This is a genomic window from Bacillus sp. lyk4-R2A-2, from assembly GCF_030209735.1.
In the GTDB taxonomy this organism is placed as follows: domain Bacteria; phylum Bacillota; class Bacilli; order Bacillales; family Bacillaceae; genus Bacillus; species Bacillus pumilus.
In genome coordinates, this window is record NZ_JARVRK010000004.1 from 264,197 (window position 1) to 277,964 (window position 13,768).

At 41.6% G+C, this 13,768-nt stretch carries 19 protein-coding genes, 1 tRNA gene, 1 pseudogene and 1 riboswitch; of the genes and pseudogenes, 12 read left to right on the forward strand and 9 right to left on the reverse strand.

The features are described from left to right. Window positions 1-120: 120 nt before the first annotated feature. Both fabI and QRN39_RS04055 read left to right on the forward strand, forming a co-directional pair. Entirely contained in the window at window positions 121-897 is a 777-nt protein-coding gene (gene fabI, locus QRN39_RS04050; protein WP_003211867.1) for an enoyl-ACP reductase FabI, read from the forward strand. A 114-nt stretch (window positions 898-1,011) separates the two neighbouring features. Continuing rightward, the gene (locus tag QRN39_RS04055) at window positions 1,012-1,626 is read left to right on the forward strand and encodes a spore coat CotO family protein (RefSeq protein WP_050945254.1); all 615 of its coding nucleotides are present in this window, start codon (window positions 1,012-1,014) and stop codon (window positions 1,624-1,626) included. Between the two features lie 35 nt (window positions 1,627-1,661). On the opposite strand, the gene QRN39_RS04060 is transcribed toward QRN39_RS04055, so the two are convergent. From QRN39_RS04060 to QRN39_RS04080, 5 genes are all read right to left on the reverse strand, one after another. Then, the gene (locus tag QRN39_RS04060; protein WP_044140422.1) at window positions 1,662-2,105 is read right to left on the reverse strand and encodes a CotY/CotZ family spore coat protein; all 444 of its coding nucleotides are present in this window, start codon (window positions 2,103-2,105) and stop codon (window positions 1,662-1,664) included. A 204-nt stretch (window positions 2,106-2,309) separates the two neighbouring features. Beyond that, window positions 2,310-2,801 carry a CotY/CotZ family spore coat protein gene (locus QRN39_RS04065; RefSeq protein ID WP_003211658.1) on the reverse strand — a complete coding sequence of 164 codons (492 nt, stop codon included), beginning with the start codon at window positions 2,799-2,801 and terminating at the stop codon, window positions 2,310-2,312. A 146-nt stretch (window positions 2,802-2,947) separates the two neighbouring features. Next, the gene (locus QRN39_RS04070; protein WP_113768431.1) at window positions 2,948-3,427 is read right to left on the reverse strand and encodes a spore coat protein; all 480 of its coding nucleotides are present in this window, start codon (window positions 3,425-3,427) and stop codon (window positions 2,948-2,950) included. An 88-nt stretch (window positions 3,428-3,515) separates the two neighbouring features. Next, the gene (locus QRN39_RS04075; protein ID WP_251190974.1) at window positions 3,516-3,851 is read right to left on the reverse strand and encodes a spore coat protein; all 336 of its coding nucleotides are present in this window, start codon (window positions 3,849-3,851) and stop codon (window positions 3,516-3,518) included. A gap of 44 nt (window positions 3,852-3,895) precedes the next feature. Next, window positions 3,896-4,282, reverse strand: a complete 387-nt coding sequence (locus QRN39_RS04080) for a spore coat protein (RefSeq protein ID WP_044140425.1) — start codon at window positions 4,280-4,282, stop codon at window positions 3,896-3,898. A 177-nt stretch (window positions 4,283-4,459) separates the two neighbouring features. Between QRN39_RS04080 and QRN39_RS04085 the strand changes: the two genes are divergently transcribed. The 5 genes from QRN39_RS04085 to spoVIF all read left to right on the forward strand — a co-directional run bounded on the left by QRN39_RS04085 (window position 4,460) and on the right by spoVIF (window position 5,936). After that, window positions 4,460-4,810 carry a DUF1360 domain-containing protein gene (locus QRN39_RS04085; protein ID WP_034620057.1) on the forward strand — a complete coding sequence of 117 codons (351 nt, stop codon included), beginning with the start codon at window positions 4,460-4,462 and terminating at the stop codon, window positions 4,808-4,810. 71 nt (window positions 4,811-4,881) lie between these two features. After that, complete coding sequence (locus QRN39_RS04090) at window positions 4,882-5,010, forward strand: hypothetical protein (RefSeq protein WP_003211271.1); 129 nt, start codon at window positions 4,882-4,884, stop codon at window positions 5,008-5,010. An 86-nt stretch (window positions 5,011-5,096) separates the two neighbouring features. Next, entirely contained in the window at window positions 5,097-5,318 is a 222-nt protein-coding gene (locus tag QRN39_RS04095) for a hypothetical protein (protein WP_044140426.1), read from the forward strand. An 84-nt stretch (window positions 5,319-5,402) separates the two neighbouring features. Further along, a complete protein-coding gene (locus tag QRN39_RS04100) occupies window positions 5,403-5,540 on the forward strand; it encodes a YjcZ family sporulation protein (RefSeq protein ID WP_003212017.1) in 138 nt (45 codons plus the stop codon). 138 nt (window positions 5,541-5,678) lie between these two features. Beyond that, a complete protein-coding gene (spoVIF, locus tag QRN39_RS04105; protein ID WP_003212292.1) occupies window positions 5,679-5,936 on the forward strand; it encodes a sporulation-specific transcription regulator SpoVIF in 258 nt (85 codons plus the stop codon). A 16-nt stretch (window positions 5,937-5,952) separates the two neighbouring features. On the opposite strand, the gene QRN39_RS04110 is transcribed toward spoVIF, so the two are convergent. Continuing rightward, complete coding sequence (locus tag QRN39_RS04110; protein ID WP_284906239.1) at window positions 5,953-8,265, reverse strand: UvrD-helicase domain-containing protein; 2,313 nt, start codon at window positions 8,263-8,265, stop codon at window positions 5,953-5,955. A 126-nt stretch (window positions 8,266-8,391) separates the two neighbouring features. Here QRN39_RS04110 and QRN39_RS04115 point away from each other — a divergent pair, with 126 nt between their 5' ends. Next, window positions 8,392-8,649 carry a hypothetical protein gene (locus tag QRN39_RS04115; protein WP_003210759.1) on the forward strand — a complete coding sequence of 86 codons (258 nt, stop codon included), beginning with the start codon at window positions 8,392-8,394 and terminating at the stop codon, window positions 8,647-8,649. Between the two features lie 82 nt (window positions 8,650-8,731). On the opposite strand, the gene QRN39_RS04120 is transcribed toward QRN39_RS04115, so the two are convergent. Genes QRN39_RS04120 through QRN39_RS04130 form a run of 3 tightly spaced genes read right to left on the reverse strand, consistent with a single transcriptional unit; the run spans window position 8,732 to window position 10,481 of the window. Continuing rightward, a complete protein-coding gene (locus QRN39_RS04120) occupies window positions 8,732-9,166 on the reverse strand; it encodes a GNAT family N-acetyltransferase (protein WP_284906240.1) in 435 nt (144 codons plus the stop codon). A gap of 6 nt (window positions 9,167-9,172) precedes the next feature. After that, window positions 9,173-9,688 carry a YjcG family protein gene (locus tag QRN39_RS04125; protein WP_284906241.1) on the reverse strand — a complete coding sequence of 172 codons (516 nt, stop codon included), beginning with the start codon at window positions 9,686-9,688 and terminating at the stop codon, window positions 9,173-9,175. A gap of 52 nt (window positions 9,689-9,740) precedes the next feature. Further along, complete coding sequence (locus tag QRN39_RS04130) at window positions 9,741-10,481, reverse strand: alpha/beta hydrolase (RefSeq protein ID WP_284906242.1); 741 nt, start codon at window positions 10,479-10,481, stop codon at window positions 9,741-9,743. A 221-nt stretch (window positions 10,482-10,702) separates the two neighbouring features. Continuing rightward, window positions 10,703-10,824: riboswitch (SAM riboswitch) on the forward strand. A gap of 79 nt (window positions 10,825-10,903) precedes the next feature. Between QRN39_RS04130 and QRN39_RS04135 the strand changes: the two genes are divergently transcribed. The 4 genes and pseudogenes from QRN39_RS04135 to QRN39_RS04150 all read left to right on the forward strand — a co-directional run. Beyond that, window positions 10,904-12,022, forward strand: a complete 1,119-nt coding sequence (locus QRN39_RS04135; protein ID WP_050945249.1) for a methionine biosynthesis PLP-dependent protein — start codon at window positions 10,904-10,906, stop codon at window positions 12,020-12,022. Next, complete coding sequence (metC, locus tag QRN39_RS04140; RefSeq protein ID WP_284906243.1) at window positions 12,019-13,197, forward strand: cystathionine beta-lyase; 1,179 nt, start codon at window positions 12,019-12,021, stop codon at window positions 13,195-13,197. Before QRN39_RS04135 ends, metC begins: the two co-directional genes overlap by 4 nt. A gap of 129 nt (window positions 13,198-13,326) precedes the next feature. After that, window positions 13,327-13,399, forward strand: a tRNA-Val gene (locus QRN39_RS04145). Window positions 13,400-13,593: 194 nt separating this feature from the next. Continuing rightward, a pseudogene (locus tag QRN39_RS04150) lies at window positions 13,594-13,727 on the forward strand (peptidoglycan-binding domain-containing protein); the annotation flags it as partial. Between the last annotated feature and the right edge of the window lie 41 nt (window positions 13,728-13,768).

A 13,768-nucleotide genomic window follows, 5' to 3' on the forward strand; every position in this document is an offset into this window, starting at 1 on the left:
GGTTTTTTGATGAAAAAGAAACTTTCTTTCTGAGGAAATTGTCATTCTCTCGTGATCTGTGATAATATTATGATCAGGTACTAATACTATGTCTTGAAAAAATAGGAGGCTTTATTACATATGAACTTTTCTTTAGAAGGCCGTAATATCGTGGTAATGGGTGTTGCCAATAAACGAAGCATCGCTTGGGGAATTGCCCGCTCACTTCACGAAGCTGGAGCTCGTTTGATTTTTACTTATGTTGGAGATCGTCTTGCTGAATCTGTAAAAGAACTTGCAAGCACACTTGAGCGCGATGATTCAATCATTCTTCCATGTGACGTGACAAGTGACGAAGAAATCGAAAAATGTTTCGCTACAATTAAAGAAAAAGTACAAGTCATTCATGGCGTTGCGCATGCGATTGCATTTGCAAACAAGGAAGAGCTTGTCGGCGAATACTTAAACACGAACCGTGAAGGCTTCCTTTTGGCGCACAACATTAGTGCATACTCTTTAACAGCTGTAGCAAAAGCAGCACGTCCATTAATGACAGAAGGTGGAAGCATCGTCACGCTTACATACCTAGGCGGAGAGCGGGTGGTTTCTAACTACAACGTAATGGGTGTAGCAAAAGCAGCACTTGAAGCAAGTGTGAAATACTTAGCAGCTGATTTAGGCGCAGAAGGTATTCGTGTGAATAGTATTTCTGCTGGTCCAATTCGTACGCTGTCTGCAAAAGGCATCAGTGGTTTTAATACCATTCTGAAGGATATTGAAGAGCGTGCACCGCTTCGTCGTACAACGACTCCTGAAGAAGTTGGCGATACAGCTCTATTCTTATTCAGTGATCTATCACGCGGCATGACAGGTGAGAATCTGCATGTTGATTCTGGCTTCCATATCATTGCTCGCTAACCAATTAAATGATTTGCAGCATACCGAATAAGGGTATGCTGTTTTTTTATTTTTCTTCTGATTTGAGGCGTCCGCTCATATATATAAGGAATGAATCATTCGGGAGGGATTAGTATGTCAAATAAAGGTGATGAGAACCAGAAGCCGCTTATGTATATTGTTCAGCCGAGCTATGATGAGTCAATGCCGGCCATGCAAAATATTGTGAGAAAGCGAAAGAAATCAGAAAAACCACAAGAAATTTCTAAGAGTAAAAAAGACAAGATCGAAGAAAGTACGCACGAGGAACCCGTGGCTCAAGAAATCGAGAAGAAAAAAGAAGCAAAGCCGCCTGAGCGTCAGCAAGAGCAAGACATGATGCAAGAAGCAGAGCTTACCCAAGAACAAGACATCACAAAAGAGCCAGAGCTTATACAAGAACGAAAACCTCAGCGAGAAGAGGAGAAGCCGCCAGAAGGCGTTTTTCATGAAACAAAAGAAGAACCTAGAAGAAAACGAGTGAAAAAGCCTTTAAGTCAGATGAGCATTGACGAAAAAGTCGATTTTCTCACAAGCCTGCCTCATAATATGCCAAGAGCCCTTTGCCTGATTGAAGCTGATGGTAAAACATATAGAGGGATTATCATGGATCGAAAAGAAGATACAGTGGTCATTCGAACAGCGGGCGGGGGAAATCCAGTTGAATTAGCAATAGATGAAATTTCCTCGATTCATCCACTTGGCTTTTAACGAATAAAAAAAGTCCCATAGAGGGACTTTTTTTGCTAGCAGTTACGGTTGATGAGTCGTGGATTTAAGCACTCGATTGCGCAGAAGCAGTCAAGATCTACTTCAATGCAATACTTCGATTTTTCTAATCGGAACACATCACATACGGAATCTTTGTCTGTAAAATCTAAAATATGACGGTCTTTGTCAAATGCGATAAGCAAGCTGAGTGTTGCGCAGTGGTCAGAGATGTGTTCGACTCTGAAAAATGTAGTGCTGAAGCAAGGACCTGCATCTACTTCTCCGACGTTTCCGAATGCGACGAATGGTTTTGATTTGGATGTAAAGAGAACAAACGGGACAGTGTCACCTAATGAATGGGATGAAGAAAGGAGATTGCTGTAACAGCTGGTCGGGCATTCTTCTTCGACGGCATTTTGTAAGTCGTTAATATTTTCAACAGCCTCTGCTACACAATTCCATGAATGTTTGCGGCTCATATTCAACCCTCCTATACTAGGAAATTTGTTTGAGTGTTTGAGCACTGTCATCATCTACAAGCTTTTTGTTTTGCCGGTTGATACTTCTACTTACAATCAATGCGGAAGCGGCAGCTCTTATGCTGACTGCTCCGCATGATTGACTGTCATTCGTAAGGAAGGGGATGCTTTGACTCATGACAAGTGAGATCAATGGCGGTTGATTTAGCCGTGGTGATGATGCTTTTTATCTTTCGATGGCATGACTCTGTCTACTAGTTCTGGGTTTAAACATTGGATTGCGCAGAAGCAGTTTAGATCAACCTCAATACAAAAGTCCGTTTTTTCTAGACCAAAGAAGTCAGGGTCACAAGGGTGACAAACGCTTAGCGTATGTCCGTGTACATCAACAGGTCTTAATACAGATAACGTAGCACAGCAGTCGTGTAATTTTTCAACCCGGAAGAAAATGGATTCGAAGCATTGGCAATCGTCAACAAATCCTCCAATGTTTCCGAAAGTAGAAAACAATCCGCCCTTTTTATCGAAAAGTAAAAACGGAATCGTATCTTTTCCAGAAACGGTTGGGCTTAATAAATTACTGTAGCAGCTCGTAGGACATTTATCTTCTACAGCTTCCTGCTCTGCTAAAATCTTATCAACCGCATCGCATACACAGTTTTCATCATGTCGGCCATGGTGTTTTCCGCAGCTCATGGATTTCAGCTCCTTTAACAAGGTATTTGACTTTAGTCCTTAACAACATATGTATGCGCCCTCTAGTTGGTGTGGGTAAATGACTATTTATATTTGTTGTATTTTTATAAAAGGAAAAGCAGAGCTTTTCGCTCTGCTTTTGTACATTAGAGGATACCGATCGCAATGATTGTCGCAACAAGTGTTTGTGTAAGTGTTTGGATTGCGATTGAGATGTCCGCATCGATTGTCGATACTGTAACGTTTCTTGAATTTTCGATGACAAGTTTTTGGCGGTTTGTTTGTTTGTGAGTAGCAGCTTGTAAAAGATCCTGTGTGACGCGGTCTGCTAAATCACCATCTGCGATTGAGATATTTGTAATGGTGATGATCGCTGTTTGAACAGCTACTTGGATAGATGCTGCAACCTGTGCATCAACAGAAGAGACATTAATGTCACAAGAGTCTCTGACGATAATGACTTCCTCAGATGTCTGCTTTGTAAAACTCACTTGATCAAAGTCTTGCAAGACATCTTCATCATCATAATAGTGGCCGTCACAAACTGCTTTTCTTTCATAGTTGTAATCGCCGTGGTGTGTACAGTTACGATCTAGAGCGACCCAAGAGTATGGTTTAGAATCCATTTCTATTCCTCCTTCCGTTTACTTTATTAAATGCTGGAATGCGTGGTTTTGTCTCGGGCATTTACCCTAGCAGGCAACCCATTTTTATTTAATCGTTATTACGCTGCGCATCACGGCGCTGCTGAATACGATCTCGAAGTGAATTTCGTTTTGGACGTACTTTTGGTTCAGGCTGTACTTCTTCCGGATGTTTTGCTGTCTCTGCCTGCCTTTTTTTCTCCTGCTGCTGCTGTACGAAGTCATCTGCTTTCTTTTGTAAGTCCTCAACTAATTTCAAAATCATTCTTCTTTGATCATCTGTAATATTTGCTTTCTGATCATCTGTGATATTGTTTTTGTTTAAAATATCACTTACAAGAAGGCTCGTTAATGGATCAACATCAGTGTTGATTTGAAACTCCTTTTTTTCGTTCTCTTCAGCCACGATTATTTCACCTCTTTCATACATAATGTTAGAAAAAGAAAGGGTCAAAGAATGCCGGCTTCAACTAAGAGTACATTCAATGTTTGAGTGAGAATTTGGACAGAGTTCATAATAGATGCATCTGATAATGTAATCGTGACGTTATAGCAATTGATGATTTGGATCACAGTTTTCTTTTGGACTGTTACTTGTTGTGTGGCTAAAAGCTGATCTGTGATGTCTGTAGCCAATTCATCGTCTGGTACAAGAAGTTGGATTAAAAGAGTAATGATTGTCGTTACGGTCGCTTGAAGGGAGAGTGCGGCTGTTACATCTGTTTTATGAATTGTGACATTTTCGGAATCTTTGATCTCAATGAAATCATCATAATTGCTGATTAATTCGTTTAACAGTTGTGTGTATAATAAATCAGCACTTTCTTCAATAGACAATACTTTCACTCCTTTCTTATCTATACATTATTTAATGCAGCAGAGGCTCAAGGTGGAATCGGAAAGTGTGAAAAAGTACAACCCAATTTTATTTCCGCTCGATTCATCATGGCGGTCTTTCTTTTTGCATATATAAAGAAAGGACGCAAAAAAGAAGAAAGAAGGAGGTGGAGGCTCCTGAGCGGTGCTTTGTCATTTGTCGTGTTTGCCCTCGCATCCTTTAGACTGACGAGGCTCATTGTATTTGATACCATTACTGCTCCTTTCCGCCGTTTATTTCATGAAGAACAGGAAGAGGTCAATGAACAAGGTGAAGTGGAGACATATATCATCATTAAAGGTAAAGGACTGCGGTCTTGGGTAGGAGAGCTGTTAAGCTGTTATTGGTGTACGGGCATGTGGTGCACTGCTGCTTTACTTCTGATATACATATTATTTCCTGTCATTAGCATGTGGCTTAATTTACTATTAGCGATTGCCGCAGCAGCAGGCATTATTGAAGCGATCGTCTCAAAGCTGGTGAAATAAACAGGCATTCTGATCAGACACGCTTTTAAAAAATGCATATACTATCATGGAATAGGAAAGGAAGGGTTGCGATGAAACCAACTGAAACGCCGTCACATACGCTTCAAGGTTATCCAGCGCAGTCAAATCAACAATCTGTTTATACGAAGAAAATTAAAAAAGCAGGCTGCGGCTGTGGAAACAAAAAGAAACCTCAATAGAAGAGAAAACAAAAGCCGGATTTATCCGGTTTTTTTGTTGCCCTTTTTTTGAGTGATGCATATGTAAGAGAGAAGGGGTGACCAGAATGGATGCATTCGAACAATTAATCGGTTCCTTGTTCACTAAACCCCATGATGGGAAAGAGCAAGCGCATGAAAAGGTTGAAATGGATCTAACGGATAAAGCGAAGGATCTTGAGGAGCATTTAAAAGCATTTGGCGTGAAGATGGATGCTTTTGCGAAAGAAACAGAAGCATTCATGATACGTCATGGAGAGGCAGATTACGTCTTTAAACAGCGAAAATAAAAATTCCGCACTTTTTTATGTGATCGTCCAAACCATTTGTTGTATTTTTCATATTTTGTAAGGGAGAAGAGGAGGTGCTTATATATGAGTTGTTACGGTTACGGTGGCGGTTCTTGCGGCGGCTACGGCGGAGGTTATGGCGGCGGATATGGATCAACATTTGTTCTTGTCGTTGTGCTTTTCATCCTTCTAATCATCGTTGGTGCTTCTTTCTTTAACTAAACAGTAAGAAGGTGAGGGAAGCAATAGGGGAGCCTTTTGCTTTCCTTTCTCTTTGGGCAAACAAGGCTTTAGGATAGGCACATATCTCGCCTATTTTCATATAGTAAGGTGATTACTCCACAAAAAGGAGGTAAATGAATGGATAATAAATTCTTTAAAAGCGTTGAAAATAAAACAGGTGTGAATATGAACGATGTCTTCAAGCTTGCAGGTTCTTTGCAAAATGCCAACTTTAAAGATGAAGCAACGGTTCGAGGCGTCATTAAAAAAGTAGCGCAGCTTGCGAATAAACGTGTACCGAAAGAAATGGAAGACAAAATCGTTCAATCGATTACAAGTGGAAAAGAAAAGCTTGATTTCAATACCATCGCTAAAATGATGAACAACAAAAAATAAACAACAGGCTCTCCGCTTAAAGGGGGGCCTGTTGTTTTTCTGTGAATAATTCTCGGCTTTTCTTTAGAAGGGGATATAAAAAGCGCGAGCGATGAGCGGTTTTCCCTCGTCTAAATGATGGAACCGATAGATAAAGAGATTGTTCAGCTCTTGTCATAGCCACGTATAATAAACGGCGCTCTTCTTCCAAGGCTTCTTCATCACCGTTTCTGAGTTCATCAAGTGAGAAATCATGAGGCAGTGCTCCGTCGACCACGCAAGTGATGTACACCGTTTGGAATTCCAGACCCTTTGCACGGTGAATCGTCATGAGCTGAACACCTGGTTCGTCTGTTTTATCCTTTTCGGCAGATTTCATGTGTTCGGCATGTGCGAGAAAGGCTTCAATCGTTTCAAAGCGTTTGGCGGCGGTTTTTACATCTCGTACGTCATCCGCCCCTTTTTCAAGCACATTCGTATCATTCACTCGTTTTTTTAAGTAATCACCAAGTCCCATCTTTTGTTCAATAAACGCCACAGCATCAGACGGCTTTAAATTTCGTAACGTGCGGAACAGAGGAACAATAGATTGCAGCTTTTTCTGTTGAAACGGCTGAATATCAGTTAGTTTTCCGAGTGCGTCGACCATTGAACAATCTTCCGTGATGGTCAGTGCCTTCATTGTGTTTAAGGTCTGTTGCTTTAAAAAGAAAACTGGAAGCAGCTGTTTCATAGCAGCTACATCATCGGCATCCTGACTTAAAGAGAGAAAGGCGAGAAGAACCCGAACAATTCGTCTGCTGTAGAAGGCTTTGACACCAGCCTCCGTCTCATACGGAATCGCGGATTGATGCAGACGCTCATAAATCGCGCGGCCTCCCGTATTGGTGCGAAAGAGCACGCAGATATCATTCGGCTTTGCGCCGTTTTTAATTTTCTCCTGAATATCTGCCACGATCATGGTCGCTTCCTCTTCCTCGTCATATGGATAAAAGAGCGTAGGAGGGATTGTCTCCGATCGGACGGCTTTTAACGTTTTCTCATAACGATGCTGATTTTTCTTAATAATGGCATCCGCACTTGCGACAATTGTATGATGCGACCGATAATTGGCATGTAAATGGACAATCTGAGCCGAAGGATAATCTCGTTTGAATTCAAGAATGAAAGCAGGATTACTGCCCCTAAAGGCATAAATGGCTTGATCATCATCACCTACACAAAATAACTGCTCTGATTCTCCGGCTAAAAGTTGAATTAATTGATATTGTACTGGATTAATATCCTGAAATTCATCCACTAAAATATACTGGAATCGTTCTTGATACCGTTTTAGCAGTTCGGGCTGTTCTGTCAGCATATGTAAGCAGGCAATGGCCATGTCATCAAAGTCAAATTGCTGATTGTCTCGTTTTTGATGTTCATAAGATTGATAGATCGTCCACATGTGTTTTTCCTTTTCATCCTTCAAATCAGGAAGCTCACCTGGTAAAAAAGCATTTTTCCAATAGCCGATCGATTGCAGGACTTGATCGGTAGGGTAGTCTTTTTCATCTAGTCCTTCATTCATGATGGCTTTCCGAATGTACTGTTCCTTCTGCCAATCAAACTTAATCAGGTGCTGGCCATTCCATTTGTTTGCGTCATCGTGAAGCAGCATTTTATAAAAAAGACTATGGAAGGTGCCTGTCACCACTTGGCTTGCTTGTGATGGGTGAAGCTGATATTGCTTGCGCAGTCTTTCTTTCATTTCACTGCTGGCTTTTGTGGTGAAAGTCACGAGTAAGATATGGTGAGCAGGAATATGATGATGTGACATGAGATAAGCCGCTCTTGCTGTCAGGACTCTTGTTTTCCCGCTGCCAGCGCCAGCCAGCACCAGCATTGAACCGTCTTTATGTGTGACAGCTTGAAGCTGCGGTGTGCTAAAGGTGATATGCGGAAAGAGATCGATGGTATGTGCTTGTTCATTCTCTTCTAAATGTAACGCATCACTAAATTGAATCGACCTTGGTTCCTGCCAGTCATATGATTCATTCGTTTGCGAGATGATTTGTTTACCTGTTGGAAAACGGAAGCCTCCAAGTTCTTTATAAGAAGCACTTTCCTCTCGATCTGCGTGTTTTTTCTGATCTTCTTGTTCTTCTGCTTGTTCACACAGCACTTGCTGAGACATATGTTTATGAGTAAAGGCAGGTTCTTCATGTATATTTAATCTGAAAAAGACTGGTTGTCCGCAATATGGGCAGAATAAGTGCCCTTTTTTTCCCTCGTCATGGAGGAATTGATAATGTTCTCTCGAATACGTATGTAATGAGATCGTTCGATCATGTCGTCGTGCGCATTTCAAAGCTAGTCCTCCAATAGTTAATCAATCTTAAAAAGAAACACATCTAATCATATCAAATGAGACGTGTTTCAAACAGTATTAATTAGGGAATAGTAGAGTAGAAGAGAAGCAAAGGAGGCGTTCTTGATGGGATATATAGCCCCGATTCAGCCGGATCTGTATTTTCAATATATCAATCGTCCTGCTCCTCAGGATAAAGAAGACTACGCGAAAGTAACTAAGGTTACTCGCACCTTTCATGACAAGATATACAGAGAGCTGGAGAAAAAAGAGGACTTAGTGACAGAAGCGGAAACGAAAGTACAACAAAAAAAGCGGGAACGCTTTGTACGAGATATGTTTATGGAGGAAGGCAAAGGCGTTCATATTAATACGTATATATAAATGATTGCGCTTTCTTCCATTGACGAACGATGATAAAGAAAGAAAAGCCAGGGCATCTTGAATGCTCTGGCTTTTCTTTTGGTCAAACAGACAGTGTTTTTGTCATTTTGACATGTGTGATCCCCGCTTCTTCAAACGGTTCAGATACGGCTTTGTAGCCTTTTTTTTCGTAGAAAGGAAGAGCTTGGACTTGTGCGTGCATAACCGCTTCCTTCGCTCCATTCGCAATGGCTTCTGTTTCCAGCGCTTCTAATAGTTTGTGGCCAAGGCCGAAAGCGCGCGCCTCTTTTAACACACAAATTCGTTCTAGCTTTGCCTTTGGCCCTTCAATGATCCGTAATCTAGCGGCTGCTTGAGGCTTCATTTCATCGTTATAAATGACAAAATGAACGGCCTTGTCTTCTAGTTCATCTATTTCAATCTCTATTGGGACTTCTTGTTCTTTGACGAATACTTCTTTTCGAACGTAATATGCATCTTCTCGTTGTGTTTGTGCTGTTGCGATGACTGTTTTCAAGTGTACTTAACCCTCTTCTCCTAAAATAAATGTTTCATAGACGGTCCAAGATCCGTTCTCTAATTGATATAAAAGGTGGAAGCGATCCACGGTTTCTTCATGGTCAATCTTTCTCAGCTTTAATGTGCCAAGTACGTCTGAATGCTCATCATCTGATAGTTTTTGAGCCACTGTCACATGCGGAACAAAGGCATATTCAGGTGTACCTTCAAGTGGATCTGCGTACAATCTTTCATTGAGCGCCATGATTTCCTCGTTCGGTTCTACTTTCATATAAATGACGTTGTTTACAGGAGCGAATGAACTGAATTTTTTAATACGTAACGTAATAGGAGAAACATTTTTTGCATACTCTCTTAACGTTGAGACGACCTCAGCCGCTTCTAGATCCGTTAATTCACAAGGTGTTCTAAGTGTTAAATGAGGCGGTATGAGTGCATAGTTCGGATCATAACGCTTCCGGTAAGAGTTCGCAATATCTTGCAATTTTTTTGATGGAAATATAACAACTCCGTATTTCATCTTGTTCCCTCCTGATTAAGAAAGTATTTATTATTGTTTATTATAACAAAATTCAGTTGATTAACGAATATGGGAGCATTCTTTTTAACGAAGGCGCAATGAGCGGCTGCCAAAACGTCCATTTATGATCCCCTTCGAAGGTCTCAAATAAATAATCCGCACCTGACTGTTCAAGAAGTGCCTTTAAATCGTCGTTTGGCTGAATAAAATCAAGCACTTGGCCATCTGTTGTTTTCACAGCCGTTTCTTCCAGTCCAATTTGATGGATAATCGCATAATGAGAAAGGGCTGCCGACTGTTTAACAGCTTCTAAGACTGACTCATCGACGTAAGGGGACTGCAAAATGAGTCCGCCAAATAAAGAAGGATAATCAATCGCTGTCATAAGAGAAATCGTAGCACCCAGTGAATCACCAATAAACGTGCGACCTGAGCCAATTTGATAGGTTGGATAATGCGTATCAATATAAGGGACAAGTTCATTTGCTAAAAAGCGTTTGTACGCTTCAAATTTTGTGCCGTCTGGATGATACGTATTCCGTCTTTCCGTGACATTTTCATAAGGAACACCAATGATAATGGAGCGTTCCATTTCTTTGTTTTGCATCAATTCTTCTGCCTGTCTGCCTATTTTGCCTAAGCGGAAATAATCATGACCATCTTGGGCAATGATGACATGATATGTATAAAGGGGGGAATAATTGACTGGCAAATAGATCAAAAGGGTCATATCCGCCCCAAGTTCTTTTGAATGTAAGGTTTCTTCTTGAATAATGCCTGTTTTCTTCACCATAATCCATTCCTCCAGCTAACCGATTTCATCACAAAGTGAAACGTTTCCATTCATTGTAACATGAAAAATAGCGTTGTTCCTATATGCTAACATGCAATCAATTCAGTTAACACCGAATCTGTTATAAAATACAGAAAATTTCAATTAATTGTTCAGATTCCTCTTGAAAAATGAGATTTAATGCGTTACAGTATTAAGAATTAGAACAGACAGACAACACATTCTTATCGTGAGAGGTGGAGGGACTGGCCCTTTGAAACCTCAGCAACCGGTATGCATCACTTCATGTGATGTACCAAGGTGCTAAATCCAGCAAGCAGCTTTTTTGCTTGGAAGATAAGAGGAAGCGATTAAAACCCCTTCTTCTTATGAAGAAGGGGTTTTCTGTTTTGAAATCAGATTTTTACTTAGGATGGTGTCAAATGACAGAACATGTGGAAACGACATTAGCGCAAATTGGAAACCGCAGCGAAGAGGCGACTGGTACGGTCAGTCCCCCCGTTTATCTTTCAACAGCCTACAGACATAGAGGCATAGGGGAATCAACCGGATTTGATTACATTCGTACGAAAAACCCAACAAGACAGCTTGTAGAGGATGCAATTGCTTCACTCGAAGAAGGGACGGCCGGATTTGCCTTCAGTTCGGGAATGGCTGCGATCCAAACGATCATGGCGCTATTTGAAAGCGGTGATGAACTCATCGTCTCATCAGACCTATATGGCGGTACATACCGTTTGTTTGAAAACGAATGGAAAAAGTACGGCTTACGTTTTCTTTACGATGATTTTTCAGATGAAGACTGTTTACGCTCTAAAATCACGCCGAACACAAAAGCAATCTTTATTGAAACGCCGACAAATCCACTTATGCAGGAAGCAGATATTCAAAAAATAGCGAAGATTGCAAAAGAACATGGCGCTTTGGTCATTGTCGATAACACCTTTTACACACCCGTTTTGCAAAAGCCGATTACGCTTGGAGCGGACATTGTCATCCATAGTGCAACCAAATATTTAGGTGGACACAATGACGTTCTTGCCGGGCTTGTGGTGACAAAAGGAGAGAAGCTCTCTGAAGACATGTTCCAGCATCAAAACGCAATTGGCGCCGTTTTATCTCCATTTGACTCATGGCTGTTAATGAGAGGGATGAAAACACTGGCACTTAGAATGCGCCAACACGAGGCAAATGCGAAGGAGCTAGCTGAGTTTTTAAAGAAACAGCCAGAAATTCAAGATGTCCTTTACCCGGGCAAGGGAGGAATGCTGTCATTCCGTGTAGCCGAAGAGGACTGGGTCAATCCATTTTTAAAGCAGCTGAAAACGATTTGTTTTGCTGAAAGTCTTGGCGGAGTCGAAAGCTTCATTACGTATCCTGCGACGCAAACGCACATGGATATTCCTGCGGAAATTCGCATTGCAAACGGTGTGTGTAACAAACTGCTCCGTTTCTCCGTTGGTATTGAGCACGTAGATGACCTGAAGGCAGACCTAAAGCAGGCACTATCACAAGTAAAAGAGGAGGTACACGCCAAATGACCACACATGATTGGACATTCGAAACCCAACTCGTTCATAATGCATTCAAAACAGACCGTTCAACAGGTGCAGTCAGTGTGCCGATTCAGCATGCATCCACCTTTCATCAAAGCAGCTTCGATGATTTTGGTCAATATGACTACTCAAGATCGGGAACTCCTACACGTCAAGCATTAGAGGATACGATTGCGGCGCTAGAAGGAGGAACACGAGGGCTTGCTTTTGCATCAGGCATGGCAGCCATTTCAACCGCTTTTCTTCTATTATCAAAAGGAGATCACGTCCTTGTCACAAGAGATGTGTATGGCGGTACTTTCAGAATGATTACTCAAGTTCTTTCGCGATTTGGCATCGAGCATACCTTTGTGGATATGACCGATTTGAATGAAGTCAAAAGAGGCATTCAATCGAATACAAAGGTCATTTACATGGAAACACCGTCAAACCCGACTCTAGGGATTACGGATATTGGGGGCGTCGTTCAGCTTGCAAAAGAGCATAACTGTCTGACCTTTTTAGATAATACGTTTTTAACACCTGCTCTTCAGCGTCCGCTCGATCTTGGTGTTGACGTTGTCCTGCACAGCGCAACGAAATTTTTGAGCGGTCATAGTGATGTACTGTCAGGGTTAGCTGTAGTGAAAGACGAGAAACTGGGTGAGGAGCTTTATTCGCTGCAAAACTCCTTCGGTGCGGTCCTTGGCGTGCAGGATTGCTGGCTCGTATTAAGAGGGTTAAAAACCCTTCAAGTCAGATTAGAAAAAGCAAGCCAAACGGCATTTGAACTCGCTTCATTCCTCAAAGAGCATCCTGCGGTGAAAAAAGTATACTATCCAGGCTTAGATGACCATCCTGGGGCAGACATTCAGCGAAAGCAAGCAAGCGGAGCTGGAGCAGTTCTCTCATTTGAATTAGAAAACCAAGCAGCGGTCAAAGAATTAGTGGATGCTGTCACATTACCTGTATTCGCCGTCAGCCTTGGCGCCGTCGAATCCATTCTGTCATACCCAGCCAAAATGTCACATGCTGCTATGCCAAAAGAAGAAAGAGAAAAAAGAGGGATTACGGACGGCCTGCTTCGATTAAGTGTAGGAGTAGAAAACGGAGAAGACCTCAAACGCGACTTCAAACAAGCACTCGATCAACTCAAGCCTGTTCTTGTAAACCAATCATAAAGAAGAGAAAAAAGCCGGCACAGCCGCCGGCTTTTTGACCTTTTTTGAACAAAACCATTGACGACGGATCATGATGATTATATAATAGAGACTGTCAGTAACAGAAAGCCCAGAACTGATACATAACCCGATTCCGTAGCTCAGCTGGGAGAGCGCTACCTTGACAGGGTAGAGGTCGCTGGTTCGAGCCCAGTCGGAATCATCGTTGAAACCCTTGTGTAGCAAGGGTTTTTTGTTTTTCTGAAAACGAATAATTGTTCTGTTTCTGTTTCTGTTGATTGGGGACGAATTGGGGACGATCTTTATCCACCAGATTGTTTCTCAGTATTTTTTGGATCAAAACGATTAAGGTGTTCGACTTATCATCTGTCATCGTTAAAGTGACCGAGCTTTTGACACAATGGGATAGACGGCTACTTGGAGCAAAAACAGAAAATGTGGTTAAACGATTCCAGCTCATGTATGGGCTTAGTGCTGATGGTATCTATGGTCCGAAGACAAAAGCAGCTCTTCGAAAAGCATTGAAATAAGTAAATCCACTGTCCTTGATAGGGAATTTTTGTGTTTTAAT

What these genes read in the sequence shown, in the direction of transcription:
- fabI (WP_003211867.1), top strand. Translation starts at nt 121, where the DNA reads ATGAACTTTTCTTTAGAAGGCCGTAATATCGTGGTAATGGGTGTTGCC.
- QRN39_RS04055 (WP_050945254.1), top strand. Translation starts at nt 1,012, where the DNA reads ATGTCAAATAAAGGTGATGAGAACCAGAAGCCGCTTATGTATATTGTT.
- QRN39_RS04060 (WP_044140422.1), bottom strand. Translation starts at nt 2,105, where the DNA reads ATGAGCCGCAAACATTCATGGAATTGTGTAGCAGAGGCTGTTGAAAAT.
- QRN39_RS04065 (WP_003211658.1), bottom strand. Translation starts at nt 2,801, where the DNA reads ATGAGCTGCGGAAAACACCATGGCCGACATGATGAAAACTGTGTATGC.
- QRN39_RS04070 (WP_113768431.1), bottom strand. Translation starts at nt 3,427, where the DNA reads ATGGATTCTAAACCATACTCTTGGGTCGCTCTAGATCGTAACTGTACA.
- QRN39_RS04090 (WP_003211271.1), top strand. Translation starts at nt 4,882, where the DNA reads ATGAAACCAACTGAAACGCCGTCACATACGCTTCAAGGTTATCCAGCG.
- QRN39_RS04095 (WP_044140426.1), top strand. Translation starts at nt 5,097, where the DNA reads ATGGATGCATTCGAACAATTAATCGGTTCCTTGTTCACTAAACCCCAT.
- QRN39_RS04100 (WP_003212017.1), top strand. Translation starts at nt 5,403, where the DNA reads ATGAGTTGTTACGGTTACGGTGGCGGTTCTTGCGGCGGCTACGGCGGA.
- spoVIF (WP_003212292.1), top strand. Translation starts at nt 5,679, where the DNA reads ATGGATAATAAATTCTTTAAAAGCGTTGAAAATAAAACAGGTGTGAAT.
- QRN39_RS04115 (WP_003210759.1), top strand. Translation starts at nt 8,392, where the DNA reads ATGGGATATATAGCCCCGATTCAGCCGGATCTGTATTTTCAATATATC.
- QRN39_RS04125 (WP_284906241.1), bottom strand. Translation starts at nt 9,688, where the DNA reads ATGAAATACGGAGTTGTTATATTTCCATCAAAAAAATTGCAAGATATT.
- QRN39_RS04130 (WP_284906242.1), bottom strand. Translation starts at nt 10,481, where the DNA reads ATGGTGAAGAAAACAGGCATTATTCAAGAAGAAACCTTACATTCAAAA.
- QRN39_RS04135 (WP_050945249.1), top strand. Translation starts at nt 10,904, where the DNA reads ATGACAGAACATGTGGAAACGACATTAGCGCAAATTGGAAACCGCAGC.
- metC (WP_284906243.1), top strand. Translation starts at nt 12,019, where the DNA reads ATGACCACACATGATTGGACATTCGAAACCCAACTCGTTCATAATGCA.